Source organism: Sphingobacterium sp. N143, assembly GCF_030325625.1.
Lineage (GTDB): Bacteria > Bacteroidota > Bacteroidia > Sphingobacteriales > Sphingobacteriaceae > Sphingobacterium.
In genome coordinates this window covers 42,753-64,620 of sequence record NZ_JACAIS010000013.1, presented here as the reverse complement: position 1 = coordinate 64,620, position 21,868 = coordinate 42,753, and the positions used below count along the sequence as shown (strand labels likewise).

Sequence of the window (21,868 nt, the reverse complement as noted above, 5' to 3'; positions counted from 1 at the left end):
TTACATTATCCATTAAGTTTAGTTTTTTTAACCATAACCTAGATAAAAAATAGACAATTAATAGTGATTAATTAAAAAAACACGAAGCAGCTATATTATGAACCTGTTTTTAAAAAAATGCATTGCGGATGTAAGACTGAGGATTACGGAGGTGATACCAAGCATTACCTCGATATTGATTGGCTCTTACATTATTATAATACCTACTGAGATCTACGGAGAATTTTGCTCTTTAATAGCTATTTCATTTTTAGTATGCGGTATTTTTGAAATTTGTTTTTCAATTAAGAATAAAATTCAGGAAAAAGATCTGATTTACATGATTATAAGTGGTCTTATCAACACTCTTATCGGCTCAATTCTTTTATCTCGGGCAGAAATAGTTGTTCCTACATTACCGTTTATAATTGGCTTCATTCTTTCGATACAAGCTTTACGAGCGATCAATTTTTCATATTTTTTCAATTCTAGTAGTAGCATAAAAAGACAAAGTTTATTCGTTGCCAATGTTATAAGTTTAATTTTGGCACTCATTTTAATCTGTACTCCTATTTTAAAATGGCTGCCATTAACAACGATTACGGGATTGGCCTTTATCTTTGCGGGAGTTGGTAGATCTGCCGCCTTTATTACGCCAGGCCGATAATATCGGCGTGGCGTGGCTAATAATAACTCTTTAAAGTCCCTATTTTGCGAAGTCATTTATCGTTAAGATGGCTTGATTAATAACATTATCTGACTGCAATTTTTCTAGAAATCTGAGATTGTAATCATCTTTGCCATCAAACATCGAACGTATCCTTAATTTATCATTATTGACTTTAGCTGGAGATGCCCCAGAAAGCTTAGCTAGTCGTTTGTTTGATTGAAAGCTTTTATAAACTGGGAAAATACTAATGGTAGAAACTAAACAAAACCCTCGACATGAAAAATGCCAAAAAAAAGGGTGTTAAAAGCTAGAGGTATTATGACTGAGGATCTGCTATTCTGGTAGAATGCTATCATTTTGATAATCGTAATAGCAATAGCAAATATTTCTAAGCTCACCGTAAACTTCACAAAGTTGCATCGCTTGAAGCCCATTGGGATGTAAGCCTTTCGAAAAATTACAATTATCGAAGAGCTTATCTGTTATCAATAAATAGCAATCGCTATTAATGGAATTTTTAAGTAATCGATGAGCTTCAATCACTGTTTCACCATAAAGCTTTGTAAAACCATTAATATTATATTCGGAAAAAGAGCCGTAATGCACAATCATTTTCAATGATAGACTTAATCCCTTGCCCATCCTTAAAGAAATTTCTTGGACTTTTTTATTAAAGCTATTAAGCATCCGTTCAAATTGATTAACCAATTCTTCGAGAATCGGCTGGTTCCCATATCTGTAAAAAAGAACGGCATCGCCTTCAATTTCAGATACGTTTAACGACAATTCATTATTTGAAATAATTGAGGACAATAATTCATAAGTTATTATCCTCCCTGTTGTCTGATCAACATTGTGGACCAAGCGGGTGTAACCACTAATATCGGGGATAATAATAATTCCATTTTTAATATCCTTATCTTTGGTAGAATAGTTCATTTCAATTACAATGTCTCAAACTCAACGATTTCAATAGTTTAAGATACTTTCATGTCTTATAAAACTTAAAATATCCTAAGCAAAATACTCGCTTTTGTTAATTTGTAGTTTTTTAATTTTCGAGTGCAAGGTATTGCCGGGAATTTTAAGAACTTCAGATGCGCTTCCCGGACCGGAGATCTTCCCTGAACAGCGCCTTAGCACCTGAATAATATAATTGCGCTCCAGCTCGTCAAGTGAGCAGTTTAGAAACTGTAGATCGTCCTGCCCAGACTCAACATGTGGCTTTGGAAGATCGATATGGTCAATTATCTCTGTTGTGGTCAAAAGAATAGATCGTTCGATCAGGTGTTCCAGCTCACGCACGTTTCCCGGCCAGCTATAACCACGCAACTGTAGAATTACTTTCGGCATTATTTTCTTAATCTTACGCCCCGTATTGCGACTATATTTTTGTATAAAAAAATCGGTAAGTTGTGCGATATCTTCGAGACGTTCACGCAGTGGCGGTATATGTATCGGAAACACATTCAGCCTGAAATATAGATCAGCCCGAAAACGTCCAGCTTTTACCTCTTCTTCCAAATTACGATTGGTAGCAGCAATGAGTCTTACATCAATTTTGATGGTCTGCTGACCACCGATTCTTTCCAGCTCACGTTCTTGAATGATTCGCAACAATTTTGATTGCGCTTCTAACGGAAGTTCACCAATTTCATCCAAAAAAAGTGTACTTTGGTGTGCCAATTCAAACTTGCCGATACGGCGTTCTACGGCGCCTGTAAATGCGCCTTTTTCATGTCCAAATAATTCGCTTTCGATCAGGTGGGTGGGCAAAGCGGCACAATTCACTTTTACCATGACTTTATCTTTTCGATCCGAAGATGTATGTATGCCCCTGGCGACCAATTCTTTTCCAGTTCCGGTTTCACCTGTAATCAAAACGCTAGTACCAGTACTTGCCACGAGCGACATCAGGTGATACACTTGCTGCATAGGCTCTCCACTGCCAATAATTTCAGAAAAATTGTAAATGGTCTTGATTTGCTCTTTTAAATAATTATTCTCTATTTCTAGATTCTTTTTATAAGCTAATAATTGCTCGTTTGCCCGAATATTATCGATGGCAATTGAAATCTGGGAACAAATGCCTTTAATAAGCATTTTGTTGAGTTGATCTGCTAGTAACCATATCGTACCAATATTTTTATCACCGATCCGCAAAGGCAGACCATACATGTTTCTTCGCCCTGTGGTCTTCCATAATCGGGCATAATCGTTTCCCTTTTTTATTTCCTCCTCAACATTAAATACAAGTCCCTCCTTGCTGGACAACACCTGAGCAGTATATAATTCATCGATTGTAATAAGGTTGCTTGCCAATTTATTAAAATCGTTTTGTGCATTGGCAAACAGTGCTGCATCATACATATAAGGAGATAAGTGGATTCCATCTGCCTCGATCACGCGGATCATAGACAATCTCGTGAATAGGGTTTTATCCAAAACCTTGCTAATAGCCGACTGAAGGTCCTGCTTTGTTTTAAGCTGGGTAATATCATTGCTGAAGTCCAATAAAAAAGATTGCTCTTGTTGCTTTTTAACGAGCTGTTCATTAGCCAGCGTATTTGAAATAGCCGTTGAGATCTGCGCACAAATGCTCTGAAGTAAAGGAATATTGATTTCGGCGGTCTCCAATAACAACAGGCCTAGATTGGTCTCACCATTCCGCAACCGTATCCCTGTAAATGTCGCTATCCCCAATGACCTCCAATAATGGAGATAACCTGAAGTAATACCACGCTGCACCTCCCGGTCTACATTAAATAACAACGGAATAGCACTCGCTAAAATACGATTCTGTAAACCATCATTGAGGGGCAATTGTTGAAACCAATCCACTTTGGCCTTCGGTACAGGATGGGTACCGAAATCATAAATGTAGGGCTCTGTGAGAGATTTCGTATCGCCAGAGATTCGCCGAATAACAAAACTTCCCTTTGGACTAAGTTGCTTCAATACATCCCGAACAGTCTCCGTTAGTTCTTCCTTTGTTCGGACAGCAGCCATTCGGCTACTGAATTCGAGTAAAAAAGTCTTTTCCTTTTCCCTTTTAAGTAGCTCTTCGTTTTTTACAATATTGGAAACTGCACTCGATATTTGGGGAATAATACCGACAATGACATCTCTGAAATTTTGGCTAAAGCCATTTATTTGATCAGTATAAATGTGAAGGAAGCCAATAGCACGTCCCTCTCGCATCAATTTGGCCATTAAAATTTCCCGAACGCCTTTTTCATAATTGACGCGTAGAAATTCTGGGCTTTTGGGATCGTCCATGATATCCGATAACACAAATGAAACAGGCTCCGCAGCATCCAAAACAGCCTGAATAAATGGTTCATTAAGGGGAAAACGTGCCTTTATCATTTCGCTGTAACGCGGGTGGTTCCGAATTGGAGAACCATCATTGTCAAGGAGGAAAGGACGATAGGTATCATCCTTATAATCGATAGTGGTGACAATAGTATGCGTAATAAAATATAAGCCTTTTATACCATTCTTAAAAAGCCGAATAAGATCATTCTTGTCACGAACTTTAGTCAAATCATTGCCCAATGCCAACAAGATCTCTCGTTCTTTTTGGTAATATGCGATCCCCTGCTGGGACACATCATTTTTAGAATTGGTTGTTTTATTTGCTTTCATGTTATACATAATAGTACAGCAGTACGGTTACAATTATTACTGATGTGTTGACAATTAGGCTATCCTTCGAATTTCGAATATACACAATCTGTTAATCAATTTATCCACTTAAAATAAATGGACAGTGGCATTAAGAACAACACAAGCGGCACAATAACTGAAAAGCTGGTGCCCATCCATTTTATAAAACCATTATATCGTCGGTGCGATATACCTAGCGAAGTAAATGCGCTAGTAAACCCATGCAATAGATGCCAAAACAAGGAAACACAACCAAATAAATAAACCAACACTTCAAAAGGGTTACTAAACTTTTCCAGCATCAGATCATAAAGAGGCAGCTCCTCATCATAACGAAACTGGTGAATACGATTGGGTATCCAAAAATTGGACGTGTGTATCACTAAAAAAAGAAGCAAAAGTGTCCCTAAAAGAGTCATGCTCTTACTATACCATTTTATTTTGGGTGTTGCTAGTGGATAAGCATATTTTATGGGGCGCGCGTCTCTGTTTTTTTTCCACAATAGAAGCCCTTGTACAATATGAAGCACAAATCCAGCTATAAGAACGATTTCCAAAGTTCTGATCACGGGATTTGTGGCCATAAAATGCGCTCCGATGGTAAAGGTTACTCCACCATCATTATAGAATATGAGTGCGTTGACAGACATATGTACGAGCAAAAAACTGATGAGGAACAGTCCGCTCAATGCCATGGTAAATTTTCGGCCCAAAGAACTCGTAAAAGTTTTATAGAAACTGTTCATAATTATAATCTTTAAATAGGATCAATAAAAAATTTGATTCGAGATCCAAGGGTCAATCATACCCTTGGATCAGATTCTGCTTATTTATTTTTGAATACCCAGGCTAAACCACTCTTCGAAAGTCAGCTTACCCAATTTTGCATCCTCAGCAGGCACTAATGTAAATTCATCTAACGGCGAACCAAAATATAAGGCGTGCTTATCACCAACAACTTCCTTGGAATTTTTCGTTTTAATCAAATATTGTTTTACTAAAACCGCTAGTTCAAATTGTTCGGGACCCCCAATTTCTACAATTCCGTTGATTGGTTGACCAAGTGCGAATTCAGCAACAAACGAAGAAACGTCTTCTGCAGCAATAGGTTGTATCTTAGCTGTCGACACATTAATAACGTTTCCATCTTGTGCAGATGCAACAATACCTCCTAAGAATTCCAAAAATTGCGTGGAATGAATAATTGTGTAAGGAATACCTGATTTGACAATAAGATCTTCTTGTACTTGTTTTGCCCTAAAATACCCGCTTGCCTGCAGACGACTTGTTCCTACAACAGACAAAGCAATATGATGCTTGACTCCAGCATTTATCTCAGCGGCTAACAAATTTTTTCCAGAAGTCTCAAAAAATTCCATGACATCCTTATCTGCAAATGATGGTGAATTGGCTAGATCAATCACAACTTCAGCTCCATCTACAGCTTCCGCTAAGCCTTCGCCCGTAATAGTATTGACACCGGTATTTGGCGAGGCTGCGATAACCTCATGTCCCAATGCTCTTAATTTACCAACAGTTTTCGTTCCGATCAATCCTGTACCTCCAATAATTAAAATTTTCATGTTTTTATATTTTATATTTAACATTTTTGTATAGATCATAGAAACTCAATCTAGATGCCATCAATCACAATTAACTGAAAATAAGCTACATAAAACAAAACACCATCATCACAATTCCCTAAATAAAATGATTCCGCTACACCTGTCACCATATATAGTAAAAGTATAATGTAGTTAATCTTAAAATCTTACTTGAAACAGAAATATTCATTTACAAAAAGCTAAACATCCCCCTTTTTAATCCATTTATCAGTCTTTGGCACTTGATAGTTCCATAGTTTTTCAAACAAAGTGTCAATATCATTTGCAACCAATAATAACTCCTTATTAATTTGTTTGAGAAAGCCCTTTCTTATCATGGTATCTATAAATAATAATAAATCATCAAAAAAACCATCGATATTTAAAATAGCGATGGGTTTTTGATGTAAGCCTAACTGTGCCCAAGTTAACATCTCGAAGAGTTCATCCAATGTACCAAACCCTCCTGGTAAAGCAATAATGCCATCAGAAAGCTCATTCATCATTAATTTCCGCTGATGCATGGTATCGACATAAATAAGTTCCGTCAATTTCCGATGTGCGATTTCTTTATCTTTCAAAAAGTGGGGCAAAACACCTATAACTTTGCCTCCGTTGTTAACGACACTGGTAGCTAATTCTCCCATTAGTCCAACATCAGCACCTCCGTATATCAGCTCAATTTTTTGAGCGACCAATTTTTCGCCTAACAGTTGCGCGTGCCGCTCATAAATTATCTCAAATCCGGAACTTGATCCACAGAAAACCGTTATTCTATTTATTTGCATAAGTAGTCGAATTCAATTGTATTTATTTTAGTTTTTTCACCTACTATAACTACCATCTTTTAAAAGTTAAATTTTACATTTGTGACCTTTTCAGCGTAACCCCATAATTCTTCGGCTAAATAAGTATTCTCCATTGCTGCTGAGCTGTGCATGGAAAGCGTCGGGAAACCTGTATATTCGTTTTCTCCATCTGGTCCAAAAAATTGCCCCCCCCTGACGTTCTTATCTGTTGCAGCAAATAACGTAGACAGAGCCCCTTGCCAAGGTTCCATCACATGATCAAATTCGGTTAACATATTTTCCAATTCCTCTCTAGGGATATATCGCTGTAAATCAGTGCGCGTAACCCCGGGATGAGACGCTATAGAAATAATAGGAGAGTTAATATTCTTCAATTTTCTGTCGAGTTCATAAGTAAAAAGAATATTAGCTAATTTACTCGTCGCATATTCACGCCATTGATCATAGTTTTTTTCTAAACGAAGGTTCCCAAAATCGATTCCATCCACCAAAGTAGCTGCACCACTTGATAGCGTAACGATTCTTGCCTGATCTGAATTTCGAAGCAAGGGTAAAAGGTGCCCAGTTAGTGCATAATGCCCCAGATAATTAACACCAAATTGAAGTTCAAATCCGTCCAGTGTTTTCGACGCAGGAGGACACATTACACCAGCATTATTAATAAGGATATCTAAATGGTCATATTCGTTAAAAAATATTTTAGAAAACTCACTGATTTGGCTGAGACTTGCAAGATCTAACCGACAAACTCTCAGCCTTCCTTCAACTTTGCTTTCAAGCTTGATTTTTCTTATAGCGTTATTTGCCTTTTCCAAATTTCTTGCTGCAATGACGACTTCAGTTCCTTTTTCGTACAGCGCTTTTGCTGTTTCATATCCAATGCCGCTGTTTGCTCCAGTCACAACAGCAACCTGCCCCGATAAATCCGGAATATTGTCTTTTGTCCACATAGAAGATAAAATTTAAATAAAACACAAAATTAGTCGATCAAAACGCTGCCCGTTATTTTGTGAAGTCCAAATATTGTTTATTATAAAGTCCTATATTGTATGAAATCAAACATTGTCATTGAATATATTAATGTTAATAAATTTGCAATCAGTTTAAAACAGGGAGATATAATATTTATATTGATCGTATTAATACACTCATCAACGATTAATAGAAAAAGGATCGAAAATTCTACTCCTCGATCCTTTTCCTCGGTTTAGGCAAATGCGCTCCCCACCTGAAGATGGCTGCTCAAAGCTATTCGGTTCCATGCATTTATTGTCACAACGGCAACAACAATTTGGGCAATTTGATTTTCCGTGAAATAATTAAGCGCATTGCTGTAGGTCTCATCGCTTAAACCCTGCTGATGGATAAGCGTTACTTCCTCGGCAACGGACAACACGATCTTTTCTTCCTCTGAAAATATCGTTCCCGCCTCACGCCAAGCATTTAAAAGGAAAATACGTTGATCAGTTTCCCCGTTCTTCAAAGCATCTTTGGTATGCATATCAATACAATAAGCACAACCATTAATCTGTGACGCTCTGATTTTAATTAGTTCTTTTAAGGATTTAGAAATTTCTACTTTGGAAAGGTAGGTTTCCAGGCCCATCATAGCTTTCAAAGCTTCAGGTTCAGCTGAATTGATATTAATTCGTTTTTGCATTTTTGTTTTGTTTAAATTTAACATTTTTGTACAGATCATATAAATTCAATTCAGATGCCATTAACTACAATTAACTGAAAATAAGATACATAAAACAAATCCATTTTACCAGAACTCCCTAAATAAAATGATTCCGCTATACTTATCACCATATATAGTAAAAGTACAATGTAGTTAATCTTAAAATCTCCCTTGAAGCATAAATATTCATTTGCAAAAAATTGCCCCACCCCCCTTTTTAATCTATTTCTACGCTGGAATGGAGGATTTCGAGACCCATCATGGCTTTCAAAACTTCAGATTCAGTTAAATTGATATTAATTCTTTTTTGCATCTTCGTTTTGTTTAATTTGTTGTACAAATTTGATAATGAAATCAATAAAGAAACTTAAACTGGTTTAAGAAATAGAAATTCCCCCATCTACGGGCAAAATAACCCCTGTAGTCCATTCAGAATCCAAAATGGATACCGCAACAGATACAATATCTCCAACATTTCCCCTACGTTGTAAAGGAATTTGTTTCTTTTCGCTCTCTTGAATGGCCAAAATAGTCTGGTCATCGTATCCAGCTGATCTCAATATATCTGTATTCGTAGGTCCGGGAGCAATAGCATTAACTTTTATCCCCATAGCAGCCAATTCGAGTGCCCAAATCTTTGTTAACATATTTAATCCGGCCTTTGCCGAACCATAAGCACTCAAGTCAGCATAAACTTTAATTCCATGACTGCTCGTGATATTTAAAATATGCCCTTTGGTTAAGGCCAAGAATTTCAAACATTTTGAGCTAAGTAAAGAGGGGCCGATCAAATGTGCCTGATACATTTCTTCCAATGACGATTTTGAAATATCTTTTAAACCTCCCAACTCTACATGCCCTGCGCTGTTGACGAGGATATTCAGTTTCCCATCCCAATCGTTCTCTATAAAATTGATCAGATCTACTAGATGATTTTCGTTCGCACTATCATATACCAAGGTTTGAATACGCGGCATCTCTACTTTTACCGAATTTAGTTTATCTTTGTTACGACCGGTAATCAGGACGTCCCATCCTTTTTCATAAAAGTGCTTGGCTATACCATAGCCAATACCGGATGAACCACCGGCAATTAAAATCTTACTATTCATTGTTATGACATTTAAATTTGACAGCACAAAATTAACATACAAAAATCTGAATAACAATAACTTACACAAAGGTAAGTAACTAAAACCAAGGTTTGCATCATTGATTTAAAGCACATTAAATCAAAAAAATAAAATAAAAAAATGAGCTACAGCAGAAGAACAACAATAAATTGTGAAAATAACCCAGATGTTGATTGCACTATTGAAGCCTCTTTATCAATTTTAGGAGGAAAATGGAAATTGAAAATCTATAAGGTATTAAGGCCTGGTCAGCCTCTAAGGTTTACTGAAATAAAAGAAAGATTGGAGCCCATATCAGATAAAACATTAACAGCTCAGCTGCGTGAAATGGAGGAAGACAATCTTATCTTAAGAGAAGTTTTTCCAGAAATTCCACCTAGAGTCGAATATTGTTTAACAGATCTAGGTAGATCATTAGAAGAGATTTTTACAGCTTTAGAAAAATGGGGCAAAACCTATATCAATCAACGATGACATATAAAAATATTTTTATATGTCATCGTTGATTGCCTCATCTACCAAGAAAAGACTGTATTTACATTGGCATCTTTTATTAAAGTTATAGTAAGCTATGTTATTCTAGCCAAGTGATCCGATATTTATCTGTTTTTAATTTATTTGCAATAACAATTTTAAATGACCTCTACAACAAATACATTTTGACCTTTAAAACAAAATTCCGTATTTAAATAATCCCCAACTTTGTTTTTCAAAATTTAAATAAAATGGAAAACGCTAAGAAAACAACAGTATTGGTCACAGGGAACAGGATTTTTAGGAATTCATACTGTATTACAGTTATTGCAACAAGGTTATCAAGTTAAGACAACTCTTCGGTCACTAACAAGAAAGGATGGTATAATCAAAGCTTTGACAGAAGCTGGCATTATAGATTTTTCAAATCTATCATATATAGAAGCAGATCTCACCAGCGACAATAATTGGGAAGAGGCAGTAGCGTGTTGTGATTATGTTCTTCATGTTGCCTCTCCCTTTCCGGCTCAAGATCCAAAAGATGAAAACGAGCTTATCATTCCTGCGCGAGACGGGGCCTTACGCGTGTATCTGGCGGAATTGTAAACTTGGCAATCATTGATGTTATCAACAAAACATACACTGCTGTAAGTGGTATTCCAAATCACGCACAGATGCCTTATGATAACAAGACTTACGTAGACAGCCAAGGAAATATAGCTTACTATGTAATGAAAAATAACGAAGGTAACTTCTATGTTTATAAGGTTGATGTCAACAAAGCAGCCGCTACGCAGGGGGCTCGCTTTGTTGGTGTATCGAATATCACTGCCATATCCAAGTTAACATACTAATCTAAAAATCCAATTTTCATATATTCATATCCTAAGTCTATCAGGATCAACTAGAAAAGCACCTCTTCGGGTGCTTTTCTAGTTGATGGCAGCACGAACTTCTTAAATCTCATCCTCGTCAACCTTTTACTATACAGGACTTAATGGAATTGCAACAACAGTTCTGGGACAGTTTAAACGGAGACTTTATTTTGTAAATTATCCAGCCTGAGCACGTCATAGCGCTGTATAGATTATTTGGTGGCGGAAGCTTAGGTGAATTGTCAATGCCGGCCTCACAACTCGCTATACTCCCCGGGACAATGCATACCATGTTGACACAAAAAACAGATTTGTTAATGGCCATGATTCCCAATTTCCTTGACATGGATGAAGGTATTATATAGCTAAAGGCGACCAACAGGTTTTCGACTCATGTTATAAACGGAATTTAATCCGGGATATAGATAATCTCTCCGTTATCAAGCTGATACGCCGTACCTACTTTTTTACCTTTGCTTGATCCGGTCTCTTTGCTGTTATCAGCTTGATATTTCTCTATTTTATCTCCTTTTTTTGTGATGATCTCCATATTGTCCTTTCCGGGGTTTTTAATCATACTGAAGTCCTCCCTGCTCAAAATTTCGGACATACCATAGCGTGTCACGAGTGCGACCATCAACGCCACGGCAAATACCAAGGAGAAGTCAAACAGGTTCGCAACGGCCGCAATGGGATCCAAAGCCTCGTCATCTGTCCGTCTGAGGCGTCTCTTTCTTCTATTGGTACTCATTTTTGCTCGTTTATTAATTCATGCACAAACTCCAGATCCGCTAGGTCTTCATTATACCAACGTTGTTTGATCTGTAGCGTTATAAAACCTATTCCTCCGATAATCAAACCGATAATTGTCGATGCAAACCCTTCCTGCATATTTTTGGCTATCGAACTGAGATCACCATTGCTCAACCCCACCAATGCAGGCTGGATGGGTATAAGCGTGCCAATCAATCCCAGTATAGGGCCTACTTTAGAAAGCGTACGTGCCAGATCGAGTTCCTTTTGGGTCAGTAGCTCATAGTCAGTCAGCACCTTTTCACGTACCACAGACGATAACGGGTGGTCAATGATACGTTCGAGTGCGCTCTTAAAAGTTGATGCGGGTAGTTTAGCCGTATCCAATTGTAGGGCATCTTGTGGCCTGAGTGCACTGATCAATGGTACGACCAGCCGCCTTGTTTTCAGCCTGTCCATGTAAAAACCGTAAAACGACCCCAGTAGCATAAGGGCACGAAAGAATAAAAATACCAGTCCCAGCACCGTCGGCACCAGAAATCCAGTTGAAATCCAGTAGATGAGTTTATTTAAAATATCCATTTCTTTTTTTTCTAATAATTGACACGATATAACCGAAAGCACCCATCAGTAGGATGAGCATGACGAGTACGGCAAATGGGCGATAATCAGCAACTTTATCCGCCATAGCACCCAATTGGCCAAATTGTATGTTGACTGACAGCAGACAGGTAGAAACTGCCGTAATGAGTAACATGATCTGAGCGAGTTCCAGTCGATGTGTCCGATTGGGTAAAAGCCATCGGATAACCATGCCTATCGCAATGAGGCTGACACTTATCCCAACCGCATACTGCATGGCAAGTGTTTCAAAATCAATCGAGCTGTCTGCATAAAAAACAAGGACCTGAAACAGAAATAATGCAGCGGGCAACCCCGGCAATGGGATGTACTGCAAAATACCCCGCCAGCACTTTACTGGATAGCCCAATGCTGCCCGTAATGCGGAATGCACAAGTAACCAGCGCCAGATTAATTCCGCTAGGATAAGTACCGTAATCCTTTGCAGCCACACAGGATCCTCGGGCAATTTTTTCAGTAGCGGGACACTCTGTTCTACCGCAAGTGGGTATGTCCAGTAACAGAATCCTGCGGCCACCAGCCCCAGACCGAGCAGAGGCCATGCCATGGCTCCGGTCGTATACTGCAGGATGGTATTCAGCAGGCTCCATATCAAAATAATTTGTACGAGTTCAAAAATCATTGTATCCGGTTATTATTTTTTCTTATAAACCAGATCAGCAGCGCCAAAGAGACGAACAGTACGGCAGCAAACATCAGCCATTTACGAATAGACGAATCTACCTGCTGTGGAGCAGCCGTTTGTTGTCTGCCGGCAGATTTCTCCTCTACCTTTGTCAATACCTGTCCTTTTTTGTTGGCGTCGGGCCGGACGGATGATTCTTTGGCCTCACGCAGCTTAGCCTGATAAGCACTGCGGTCTTCACCTTGCAAACGACCGGATATAAATGTGTTTAATGCCGCATTACCACAAATAAAACCTGAACATCCCGCTCCGTGATCTTTTATCTCAGCCAGGTGTAGTTTGGTGATTTCCTGCAACTGTTTATCAGTGGGTTGCCAAAGCCCCTTTCGGGCGGTCTCCAGCATCACTGCTGTTACCTCCTGCAAGGCATAGGGGTTTTCACGGTCAAAAAATGCCTTGGTACCCAGGTGTAATTTATCTTCCACATAGGTCGCGTACAGTTCATTCCACAGTGCGGCATCGATCGCATTCGGTTTCATAACATTCCAGCTGTAGGTATTGCGAAATGTTTCGGCAAATACCTCGGCCGAAGAAGCTCCTCCCTGGAGTAATTCACCGATATACTTGGGATTGAGTATGGTACTCCGTGCTTCCACCCAAATCGCATCTTTCAGCTCCTGCACCCTCGGATGGGAAGGATTACGGGAATCGCTGAAATATACCTTCGGTTCATTGCCGGTCACCTGCTGTACGGTTAAATTCAACCCACCCGCAAATTCGTAAACATGGTCCAGACTGAGAGCTCCCCAGGTATTTGACGAACGGGGATGGACGATGACTTCGGTATTCTGCAAGGCCACTTCAAATAGTCCTTCTTTGTATTCCGCCCAATGTTTGTCGTTATTGTAGAGCGCCCCCATATTGTGCAGATAGGTTTTTGCGAGCTCACTCCGATCTGCCCAACTGTCCCCTTTTTCGACCATCCCCGTTATGCCGGTTCCATAATTGCCATTAACACCCCCAAACACGCGCAGCGTAGAAAGCTCCCGGGCTTCCCGGGGAGAAAATCCTTTTTCCTTTAATAACTTTTCCGAAAGCTCTGCCCCGGCTTTTACAGCATTATCCGCTTCTTCGGCTGCAACAGCCAAAGCCACCGCTTTGTTGACCAATTCCAGGCGCGATGCCGCCAAGTCGCGAAGCTGGCCGGATGTCTGTACGACCACATCGACGCGCGGTCGGCCAAGGGCGGAAAGCGGCATCAAACGTACATCTGCCACCCGGCCGAAAGCATCCCGTACGGGCTCTACCCCCAATAGATAGAAAATCTGAGCCAGCATAGCTCCCTCGGTCTGTATAAAATCACCCGCCCACAGCGTCAAGGCTACCTTTTTGGGGTATTTCCCACCATGTTCTTGCTGATGTTTTTTCAAGAGTGATTGAACCTGTATTTTGGCCACCTCCCATGCTTCGGCGGAAGGTGTTTTTTCGGCGTCAATGGCATACAGATTACGCCCAGTGGGCAGACTTTGTGGATTGTTGATCGGGTCGCCACCAGCAGAAGGCAGGATAAACCCTCCATTCAGGCCTTCCATGACAGATTGCAATTCATTTTCTGTGCTGTGGACCAAAGCCTGTCGATAGGCATCCAAATGACTCAAGGCTGTTTCGATACCTGACACGGCCGCTGCGAATGCAGCTTCCTCTTTTTCTCGGGGACCAGGTCCTTTCGCTTTCCTTGCAGTCGCAGTCTCAGCTGGTAGACCTATATGCCTCCGGCCATGATGTCCCTGTTTTGGGCCTGCATTTTTCGTTTTCCAAGCATTGGCACGCACCTGATCAGCCGGTGAAACAAGGCTGGACAAAGACACGGATCGGCCCTGTTGCCAATCCCGGATAATAGCTTCGGCACGCTTGGTATAGTTTGCTTTTATAAAAGTCTGCTGCTCCAGCTTGGAAACAGGAATGATACCTTTGATAACATCCAGCTTGGCCAGTCCGTATGCGATGGGGTCAATGGCCATCAACCTAACCGTAGCGTTCGTCTGCTCGGGGGTATAGGGCACCCCCAGGGTATAGAGCCCCGCAGTCACCTTCTCCGATCCGACTTCTTCGACGTGTTCAGCCAGCCGTAATACTTGCGGAATAGTCAGGTCACGTGTCGTATCCCGGATCTGAAGATCATTGTACAGCCCCATGTTCCGTGCGCGGACTGATATGGACTTGGCATAGGCCTGCTGAACGGCTGGATCTTCCAGCCCCGTAAATTTATGTAGGGTCTGTTCCAATGAAGCCAGTTCATTGTAGGTATCGCCCCGCATAAATGGTGGCGTCAGGTAACTGAACAATGTGGCATAGGTACGTCTTTTCGCAATCATGCCTTCGCCCACATTGGAAATGGTGTAGAGGTAAAAATGTGGTGTATTGCCTATCAGCATATCGGGCCAGTCATTGCTCGACAATGCAACTTGCTTGCCGGGTGTAAACTCCAGGCTTCCATGTGTACCAAAATGCATGACCGCATCGGCATGAAAAACATGCCGGGACCATAGATAACTGGCGATGTAGGTATGCGGCGGAGCCTGATCTGTCCCATGAACGATCTTGAATGTGTCGTCGCCTATGCCCGCCATGGGTTGGGGCAGCAACACGATATTACCCAGTTGGATGCGGGCGACAGCGATATAGCTACTATCCGCTTTGCGTAGTGTCAGGTATTTGCCCGGAGCAGGGCCGTACCGCGCGATGACGCTCTGCCAGCGCTGTGCCGTCAGATCTTGCCGTGCCCATTTTTCATATTCGGCAGTGGAGATCAGATCGGGTTTTCCCTGCGCTAGAAAATCATCAATGCGCCCCTTTGCATAAGCTCCTAATACCGCCCCGTTCTGTTGGATCAATGCGTCAAGGTCTTTGGCAGACGCAGGGATCCCATCGACACGATAACCTTCCCGCTTGAGGCGTAGCAACAAATTGTAAAGGCTCTTCACGACCTCCATATTGGCTGCTGCCAGTGCACTTTTACCTGGCCCCTTAAAATAGTAGATCGCTATTTTTTTGTCGCTATTGGCTTTCTGTTTCAGCGCTATTCGTTTCGTCACCATCTCCGCAAACTTATCTAACCTGTCCGGAATTGCCCGGAAAGACAGATAACCATTTTCATCCCGATACTGGGCCACAATGGCATAAGGCGCTACGGCACCATCGATTTCGGGCAACGTAATGGACATATTGAGAAGCCCGCCTGTCATGCCATGGGGATCCGTATTCCATTTATCATAAGGCTCAAATACACTGACCGGTGCCAGTACCGGAATATGATTGGCCCTGAGCCAAGCAGCTGTAGTGTCCGGCCTGTCCAGGATAAACCGGCCATGCGGCATCAGGACCACAAGGTCGGGTCGCAGCTGTTTCAACCATTTGGCCCGGCTACTGGATGCCGCAATCGGATATACATTCAGGCCTTTGTCCTGTAATGCTGTGATGAGGCTATTTAGGTGATCACGGTTGGCGTTGAAGGGACCGGGTACCGACGTTAACAAGGCTACGACGGGAGCACCGTCTTTAATAAAGCCTTTCTTCTTGCCGTAATTCTTAAATTGTTCGGGACTCTTGAACGTCAGCCGCTCATCCAGATGAAACAGCACATCGCGATCTATCTTTTCCGGGGGAACAATAGAATGGGCAAAGAGCGATTTTCCGTCAATGATTTTTCGGGTATAATTGAGCAGGCTTTTATTATTTTGTCCCCCACCATAGTCCAGATAGGCTTTTACAGTTTTCAATGTATCGCCTTGCAGATTGGTAAAATCCATTGCTGGATCAGTAGCACCGTCCACGTAGATGGCTGTCCCTGAACGGCTGGCCCGGCGCAGCTGTTCTTGCTGCTTCTCATCAAGATGAAAGCCACGGCCAAATATAAAAACTGCACTATATTTCCCGGCTTTATCCAATTGATCTTCGGCTAATATTGCTGTCTGTACAAATGGATTGTCTTTGGCCTTACTAATCGCCGATAATCGAAATTCCGGAAAATTGACAAATGCAATTCGCGTCGGAGCCAAAAACCAGCTATTCAGTGCAGATAGCGCAACCACCGTTAGCAGCAAGGCCAAAGCCTGCAATAATCTTCGTTTGTGCCTGTTAATAAACACCCTCATGTTATGGATGGATTTTAAGGATTATTTAATTTCTTTATATTCGAAAGTCGGATAACCTACCGTTACATTAGGCCCACCTTTGTAGGCCAGGAACCTCATTTTGAAATAACGGCCATCAGTATCTTTGACGACATAGGTTTTCCAATCATAAATCTTATAATTTCCGTTTCGGTGTGGCTGAAGAATCTGATACCAGTCCGATCCAATCACCAATTGTTTGTCGGAGGGCTGTAGGGCAGTATAGTTACTCACTGTAATTTGTTCGTATCGACTATTTGACGATGGGAATGTGTTGATAGCACCTGTGGGACTGTCTGTTTTCTCCAGCTCCTTGGCAGGATTATCGACCGCTACCCGCACCCCACTATAGGTATTGACAAGCACCCCGACGCTGATGACAAAACTGTACGGAGGTGGGCCGCCCCCAGGACGGGTATATCCGCTAATTAAAATATCCCATTTCCCTTTATCTGGTTCAATATTGACAATACCATTTGTCTGAAACGAATAATAGGTGTAATTTTTTTTCTTGTTGACGGGGATCTGTACCGTTTTCTCATCCGAACCATCCAGGTTGGCATATCGAAGCGTATAGGCGTCATTGGCAAAACCTTCTATAATAAATTTTTTATATCCGATCAAGGTTGTTGATGCCGGTGGATTTAGCCCGAGATTGATAACATACACCTTTTTATCGGACAGCCCGGCGGTCCCCCACTTACCGATTGCTGTTCCACCCTTTTCGTCATCCGCATTGTCAAATTTAAAGGCCCCGGGTGTGGTGGATGCCACAGTCACAGCGTTGAAATCCGTCTGTCCGGTATTCCACACGCCCGATTTCTTGGCTGAGTTTACCTTAACCACAAAGCCACCTTCGCTCTCAAAAGCGATATCCCAGGCATTGACAGGAACGGTAAAAGTCGTGCCTTCACTGAGATCAAAATAAATCTGATTTTTTAGCTCCGCCCCCACTTCTGCGACGATGGTACCTTCAACAGGCTCCAGTTCGGTAAAAGGTTTGTCCTTTTTACAGGAAGCCAGGCCCACAAGGAAGAGTAGCGTCAAACTGCCGAATTTTAATTTTTTTACATTCATGATTTCATTTATCTTTAATATGCTGTGCCTACCCCAATTAAAATTGCCGGGTAAGGCGAAAAAATGCTTGTCTGCCCTGTGCCACAGGGAGCTTTGGACTGTAGTCTGTACCATTGGCGTTTCCGGTATTCGTTTGCTCCACTTCTGTCACGCCGGCAATATTTTTTACGCCCAGAGTGACAAACCATTTGGTCGCGAATGTTCTGGCGAGGCTAAAATCCAGTAGGTGATAGTCTCCCTGTGAACGATCCTGTAGCTGGCCTTCCGCATTGAGTCCAAATCGCGAAAGCTTCCCGTTATATTTATAAAATAGGGAACCGGTAACACCCGACCATGCATTGTTGTATGTGACGGTTGCGTTGGCTTCGGGGGTACGGTAGATTGTATTGAGCGAATTACTGCCCGAGCGTATCAATAGGCCAATAGCGGGGCGCACACTAAAAATATTTTTGTAGCTGTATGTAAACCCTAGATTGCCTCCGTAGGTATAAAAACGGGTGATATTTTGGTAAACCATGGCCACGTTGACATATTGACGATGTGGCTCCATGGTGGTTCGATCTTTATCGACCAGCTCAATTTTTTCTAAGATGTGGTTGTAATATAACATTGGAGATAATCCGAACCGATGATTGCCATGTTGCCACAGGAAGGATAATGACGCTGTCACATTATCCGCAAGCTCAGGCTTTAAGTCTGGATTACCATTGATGCTATGGTTGGCATCCTGAAAGTCCCAATACAGCTCCCGCAAGCTTGGTGCACGAAAGGATTTGGTATACGCCAGACGGATCGATCCCAAATCAACAATATCGTATTTGATATTTAATGCGGGTACTAGAGGTAGCCTTGTCCCCAGAAAACTGATGCGATCTGCACTGAATTTTGAGTTGTGCAGCCAGCGAAGGGCAGCTTGTATGTACAGGGATGGCACCACTTGATAGCCTATACCGCCGTAGATCCCATAATCGTCCATAGATGACCCCTGCGGGTCAATATGCTGACCTTTAGAGCGGTTGAGGTTAATGTCATAGCCAGCCAGATAGGCCAACCTCCCTTCCTGTGGTCGATAGTTACCGTTTCCGCGAAAGGCATAACTACCAAACCAGGTGTCAGCATGGTTTAATTCTTTACGGGTTTCATCTGTAAGGTTAACAAGATACTCATGATTATCCCGGCTATAATGCTGATAACTGTTGGTTATATCAATCTTAAACTTATCAAATAATTCACCGGAAAGGCCCAGGACGGAATTAAACCTGTTGGTAATAAATTCGACATCATTGGTGGTACGGTAAAGAAATCCAGGATCTGGATCTCCCTTATTGATTTGATTCTCATAAAATTGATTGTGCGCCAGTTTAAGCTGCAACTTTTTCCAATCTTTGAAATAGCGCAAATTTCCGGAATACTGTAAAGAAGGATTCCAAAGTTTGCTCCGGGGCTTCTCATCTGTAGAGAACCCTTGGAACTGATTCCTACCCAAAGCGACTGACAGTCGGCTGCTGTCACCAAATCGGATGCCCAATAGTCCATCCACATTATATTTTCCAGCTGTTTCATAGAATGCGGATAGGTTGCCCTCAATCGGTTTATTACCATCGGTTGCCTTAGTGACAATATTTATCACACCTGCGGTGGCATTGCTGCCGTATTGAACAGCCATCGCATTTTCCACGAACTCCACCCTTGCTGCATTGCTCAAACCCAGCTGATTGAGATCCAGCTGATTGTTTTCTCCCGCAATAATCGGTATTCCGTCAAGTAAGATCTTTACATTCTGACCAGAGAGCCCCTGCACCATGATATTGGCCCCGTTGACATTATCGTTTACCAACCGTACATTCATTTGAGAGGATAGCAGATCCGTCAGGTTGACAGCTCCCTGCGCACGGATACGTGCAGCATCAAGGATTTTTACCTGATGAACTGAATGTTGGGCATCACGGGTGGCCTGGGTTCCGGCAACACTAACCTCTTTGAGCATAATTGCCTTTCCCTGCTTATCACCAACATATTTTCGGGGCAAAGTATCTATCCCATTTATCTTTATTTCGGATCCAGGAAGCGATATGCTGGTGGCGGTATCTATTATCCGGATACGCAACTGGTGTGCCCGCAAAAGGCAGGAACAAAAAATAAGAAAAAGACAGATGATGTTTTTCACTAAATTCAACTTTGTTGCAAATATAATATAAAAACACATAAATGCAACATTGTTGTTTTTAAATAAAAAAAGATTAATATACCTAGCTCGGCCTGTATTATTGATTACAGCAATGCAAATGAATTTGACGATATTTGAATATGGCAGTATCCCTTACATCGGACAACGTGTCTAAACTATACAATATGGATCTTTGCAAAAAGATAGAAGGAATTGCAGTGCTCCAGCAAAAGCACGGCAATGGACAAGCAACGTAGATTTATTTTATTGAGCCTTCCTCAGTTGAAAAGAATCTAAACGTCCTGCTCCCTGAAACTTGGCTCTTATGCCTACAATATCCCCAATCCCTTTATAAGCTTTCCCTTCATAGGCTAGCTTGCCATTTAATTTAATTTTAATTTTTCCAGACCGTGCATCACATTCAACGTTAACAGGGGTAGCGTAATCAATCCCAAATGCAGACAGATCGTGGAACTTGCCATTGATGAGTTGGTCCCCTATTCTTAGCTTATTCTCCCCAACACAGCCAGCTTTAGAAAGAGGAATGATTATCGCTCCTTCAGTACCGAGAATTGTGAGATCAGTATATCTGCATGGAGCAGCCGGATGAGCAAATGTATTTTGAATATTAACTGATAATAAAAAGAAGCGACTGTCTACCGTAAGACCTCGATTGACATGAGTCAATATAAATGAAGGTAGCGCACCGTTAGCAGGTAGGTAGCGATCTATTTCTTGGGGTGAAATACCATACCAACTGTTATGACGATAACGATCTTTCGGTAAATAAAAAGGTATAGAATCTTTATACAATACCCCTATCCAATCTTCAGTTTCTATAAATATGTCGTGTTCTCTGACTATGGAATCATTCAGTACCAACTTAGCACGGTAGTATCCGGGCAAGTAGTAAACACTTGCATGTTGATGGTGAAACTTGTTTACTTTGACCCTTCTCTTTTCATCCCAGTTCTGCTGGATAAATACACTATCGGCATTGGACTGCACGGCATCATATTCAAATATGACTGTATTGGGAACGCCAACCGAAACAGTTTTGCTATTAAATTTCACGTTATCGATTTGTAATTTGCTAGCATTTTTTTTCTGTAATAAAAAGCCAACTAGAAAAAATAAAGAAACGAGAACTAATGTTACTGCCAGAATTTTAAATAAACTTTTTTTAACTACAGGTATGGAAGATGAAACAACGTCTTTTGGCTCCGCTATTTCTCGACAGGACTTGACAAAATCCCTCCAATTTTGATAACCGATGAACCTCGATAATGTATCAAGGGTTGTTATATTGGGTTTGCTTTGATATTTTACTTTTCCCCAAATTCTTTTCAATGTACTCGCGCTGATCAGCGTTCTTGTTTCAATCAAGATCTGTTCACTGAGATTGTCATAATCTTGGGATTGCCATTCAGCACTATTTCCCCACTCCAGCTTTTCTTCAATTAAGGCTTTGCAATGATCGATATAAGACTGGTTTTCAGACATGTTTATGCAGAATATTAATTTGAACTTTTTTGAAC

At 41.2% G+C, this 21,868-nt stretch carries 19 protein-coding genes and 1 pseudogene; 4 read left to right on the top strand and 16 right to left on the bottom strand.

Features of this window, described 5'->3' with window-relative positions; translation table 11 throughout:
* Window positions 1–97 precede the first annotated feature (97 nt).
* A pseudogene (locus HX021_RS21760) lies at window positions 98–307 on the top strand (hypothetical protein); the annotation flags it as partial.
* 8 nt (window positions 308–315) lie between these two features.
* Here HX021_RS21760 and HX021_RS20835 read toward each other — a convergent pair.
* The 9 genes from HX021_RS20835 to HX021_RS20795 form a co-directional block, all read right to left on the bottom strand.
* Window positions 316–702 (bottom strand): hypothetical protein, encoded by a 387-nt coding sequence (locus tag HX021_RS20835; protein ID WP_286592542.1) that lies wholly within the window; start codon window positions 700–702, stop codon window positions 316–318.
* Window positions 703–982: 280 nt separating this feature from the next.
* On the bottom strand, window positions 983–1,588 hold the full coding sequence (locus HX021_RS20830; protein ID WP_286592541.1) for a DUF2652 domain-containing protein: 606 nt from the start codon (window positions 1,586–1,588) through the stop codon (window positions 983–985).
* A gap of 75 nt (window positions 1,589–1,663) precedes the next feature.
* On the bottom strand, window positions 1,664–4,297 hold the full coding sequence (locus HX021_RS20825) for a sigma-54-dependent Fis family transcriptional regulator (protein ID WP_286592540.1): 2,634 nt from the start codon (window positions 4,295–4,297) through the stop codon (window positions 1,664–1,666).
* Window positions 4,298–4,392: 95 nt separating this feature from the next.
* Window positions 4,393–5,064 carry a succinate dehydrogenase cytochrome b subunit gene (locus tag HX021_RS20820; protein ID WP_286592539.1) on the bottom strand — a complete coding sequence of 224 codons (672 nt, stop codon included), beginning with the start codon at window positions 5,062–5,064 and terminating at the stop codon, window positions 4,393–4,395.
* Between the two features lie 84 nt (window positions 5,065–5,148).
* Window positions 5,149–5,901, bottom strand: a complete 753-nt coding sequence (locus HX021_RS20815; protein ID WP_286592538.1) for an SDR family oxidoreductase — start codon at window positions 5,899–5,901, stop codon at window positions 5,149–5,151.
* Window positions 5,902–6,122: 221 nt separating this feature from the next.
* The gene (locus HX021_RS20810) at window positions 6,123–6,710 is read right to left on the bottom strand and encodes an LOG family protein (RefSeq protein WP_286592537.1); all 588 of its coding nucleotides are present in this window, start codon (window positions 6,708–6,710) and stop codon (window positions 6,123–6,125) included.
* 59 nt (window positions 6,711–6,769) lie between these two features.
* Window positions 6,770–7,681: an oxidoreductase gene (locus HX021_RS20805; protein WP_286592536.1), complete on the bottom strand. Its 912-nt coding sequence runs from the start codon at window positions 7,679–7,681 to the stop codon at window positions 6,770–6,772.
* Window positions 7,682–7,938: 257 nt separating this feature from the next.
* Window positions 7,939–8,391 (bottom strand): carboxymuconolactone decarboxylase family protein, encoded by a 453-nt coding sequence (locus tag HX021_RS20800; RefSeq protein ID WP_286592535.1) that lies wholly within the window; start codon window positions 8,389–8,391, stop codon window positions 7,939–7,941.
* 398 nt (window positions 8,392–8,789) lie between these two features.
* Window positions 8,790–9,524 (bottom strand): SDR family NAD(P)-dependent oxidoreductase, encoded by a 735-nt coding sequence (locus HX021_RS20795; protein WP_286592534.1) that lies wholly within the window; start codon window positions 9,522–9,524, stop codon window positions 8,790–8,792.
* 141 nt (window positions 9,525–9,665) lie between these two features.
* Between HX021_RS20795 and HX021_RS20790 the strand changes: the two genes are divergently transcribed.
* The 3 genes from HX021_RS20790 to HX021_RS21805 all read left to right on the top strand — a co-directional run bounded on the left by HX021_RS20790 (window position 9,666) and on the right by HX021_RS21805 (window position 10,873).
* Entirely contained in the window at window positions 9,666–10,019 is a 354-nt protein-coding gene (locus HX021_RS20790; protein WP_286592533.1) for a winged helix-turn-helix transcriptional regulator, read from the top strand.
* A gap of 327 nt (window positions 10,020–10,346) precedes the next feature.
* The gene (locus HX021_RS20785) at window positions 10,347–10,625 is read left to right on the top strand and encodes a Rossmann-fold NAD(P)-binding domain-containing protein (RefSeq protein ID WP_286592532.1); all 279 of its coding nucleotides are present in this window, start codon (window positions 10,347–10,349) and stop codon (window positions 10,623–10,625) included.
* Window positions 10,626–10,627: 2 nt separating this feature from the next.
* On the top strand, window positions 10,628–10,873 hold the full coding sequence (locus HX021_RS21805; protein ID WP_502959018.1) for a DUF4374 domain-containing protein: 246 nt from the start codon (window positions 10,628–10,630) through the stop codon (window positions 10,871–10,873).
* A 430-nt stretch (window positions 10,874–11,303) separates the two neighbouring features.
* Here the strand turns inward: HX021_RS21805 and HX021_RS20775 are convergent, their stop codons facing one another.
* The 7 genes from HX021_RS20775 to HX021_RS20745 form a co-directional block, all read right to left on the bottom strand.
* A complete protein-coding gene (locus tag HX021_RS20775) occupies window positions 11,304–11,645 on the bottom strand; it encodes a DUF2149 domain-containing protein (RefSeq protein WP_286592530.1) in 342 nt (113 codons plus the stop codon).
* Complete coding sequence (locus HX021_RS20770) at window positions 11,642–12,229, bottom strand: MotA/TolQ/ExbB proton channel family protein (RefSeq protein ID WP_286592529.1); 588 nt, start codon at window positions 12,227–12,229, stop codon at window positions 11,642–11,644. The genes HX021_RS20775 and HX021_RS20770 overlap by 4 nt, the downstream gene beginning before the upstream one ends.
* A complete protein-coding gene (locus tag HX021_RS20765; protein ID WP_286592528.1) occupies window positions 12,213–12,911 on the bottom strand; it encodes a hypothetical protein in 699 nt (232 codons plus the stop codon). Before HX021_RS20765 ends, HX021_RS20770 begins: the two co-directional genes overlap by 17 nt.
* The gene (locus tag HX021_RS20760; protein ID WP_286592527.1) at window positions 12,908–17,068 is read right to left on the bottom strand and encodes a cobaltochelatase subunit CobN; all 4,161 of its coding nucleotides are present in this window, start codon (window positions 17,066–17,068) and stop codon (window positions 12,908–12,910) included. The genes HX021_RS20765 and HX021_RS20760 overlap by 4 nt, the downstream gene beginning before the upstream one ends.
* Before the next feature lie 21 nt (window positions 17,069–17,089).
* Complete coding sequence (locus HX021_RS20755) at window positions 17,090–18,163, bottom strand: HmuY family protein (protein ID WP_286592526.1); 1,074 nt, start codon at window positions 18,161–18,163, stop codon at window positions 17,090–17,092.
* Window positions 18,164–18,200: 37 nt separating this feature from the next.
* Complete coding sequence (locus HX021_RS20750) at window positions 18,201–20,330, bottom strand: TonB-dependent receptor plug domain-containing protein (protein WP_286592525.1); 2,130 nt, start codon at window positions 20,328–20,330, stop codon at window positions 18,201–18,203.
* Window positions 20,331–20,594: 264 nt separating this feature from the next.
* Window positions 20,595–21,833, bottom strand: coding sequence for a hypothetical protein (locus tag HX021_RS20745; RefSeq protein ID WP_286592524.1), 1,239 nt, complete (start codon window positions 21,831–21,833; stop codon window positions 20,595–20,597).
* Window positions 21,834–21,868 lie beyond the last annotated feature (35 nt).

What these genes read in the sequence shown, in the direction of transcription:
- HX021_RS20820 (WP_286592539.1), bottom strand. Translation starts at nt 5,064, where the DNA reads ATGAACAGTTTCTATAAAACTTTTACGAGTTCTTTGGGCCGAAAATTT.
- HX021_RS20770 (WP_286592529.1), bottom strand. Translation starts at nt 12,229, where the DNA reads ATGGATATTTTAAATAAACTCATCTACTGGATTTCAACTGGATTTCTG.
- HX021_RS20795 (WP_286592534.1), bottom strand. Translation starts at nt 9,524, where the DNA reads ATGAATAGTAAGATTTTAATTGCCGGTGGTTCATCCGGTATTGGCTAT.
- HX021_RS20800 (WP_286592535.1), bottom strand. Translation starts at nt 8,391, where the DNA reads ATGCAAAAACGAATTAATATCAATTCAGCTGAACCTGAAGCTTTGAAA.
- HX021_RS20755 (WP_286592526.1), bottom strand. Translation starts at nt 18,163, where the DNA reads ATGAATGTAAAAAAATTAAAATTCGGCAGTTTGACGCTACTCTTCCTT.
- HX021_RS20825 (WP_286592540.1), bottom strand. Translation starts at nt 4,297, where the DNA reads ATGAAAGCAAATAAAACAACCAATTCTAAAAATGATGTGTCCCAGCAG.
- HX021_RS20815 (WP_286592538.1), bottom strand. Translation starts at nt 5,901, where the DNA reads ATGAAAATTTTAATTATTGGAGGTACAGGATTGATCGGAACGAAAACT.
- HX021_RS20830 (WP_286592541.1), bottom strand. Translation starts at nt 1,588, where the DNA reads ATGAACTATTCTACCAAAGATAAGGATATTAAAAATGGAATTATTATT.
- HX021_RS20810 (WP_286592537.1), bottom strand. Translation starts at nt 6,710, where the DNA reads ATGCAAATAAATAGAATAACGGTTTTCTGTGGATCAAGTTCCGGATTT.
- HX021_RS20805 (WP_286592536.1), bottom strand. Translation starts at nt 7,681, where the DNA reads ATGTGGACAAAAGACAATATTCCGGATTTATCGGGGCAGGTTGCTGTT.
- HX021_RS20835 (WP_286592542.1), bottom strand. Translation starts at nt 702, where the DNA reads ATGACTTCGCAAAATAGGGACTTTAAAGAGTTATTATTAGCCACGCCA.
- HX021_RS20790 (WP_286592533.1), top strand. Translation starts at nt 9,666, where the DNA reads ATGAGCTACAGCAGAAGAACAACAATAAATTGTGAAAATAACCCAGAT.
- HX021_RS20775 (WP_286592530.1), bottom strand. Translation starts at nt 11,645, where the DNA reads ATGAGTACCAATAGAAGAAAGAGACGCCTCAGACGGACAGATGACGAG.
- HX021_RS20760 (WP_286592527.1), bottom strand. Translation starts at nt 17,068, where the DNA reads ATGAGGGTGTTTATTAACAGGCACAAACGAAGATTATTGCAGGCTTTG.
- HX021_RS20765 (WP_286592528.1), bottom strand. Translation starts at nt 12,911, where the DNA reads ATGATTTTTGAACTCGTACAAATTATTTTGATATGGAGCCTGCTGAAT.
- HX021_RS20745 (WP_286592524.1), bottom strand. Translation starts at nt 21,833, where the DNA reads ATGTCTGAAAACCAGTCTTATATCGATCATTGCAAAGCCTTAATTGAA.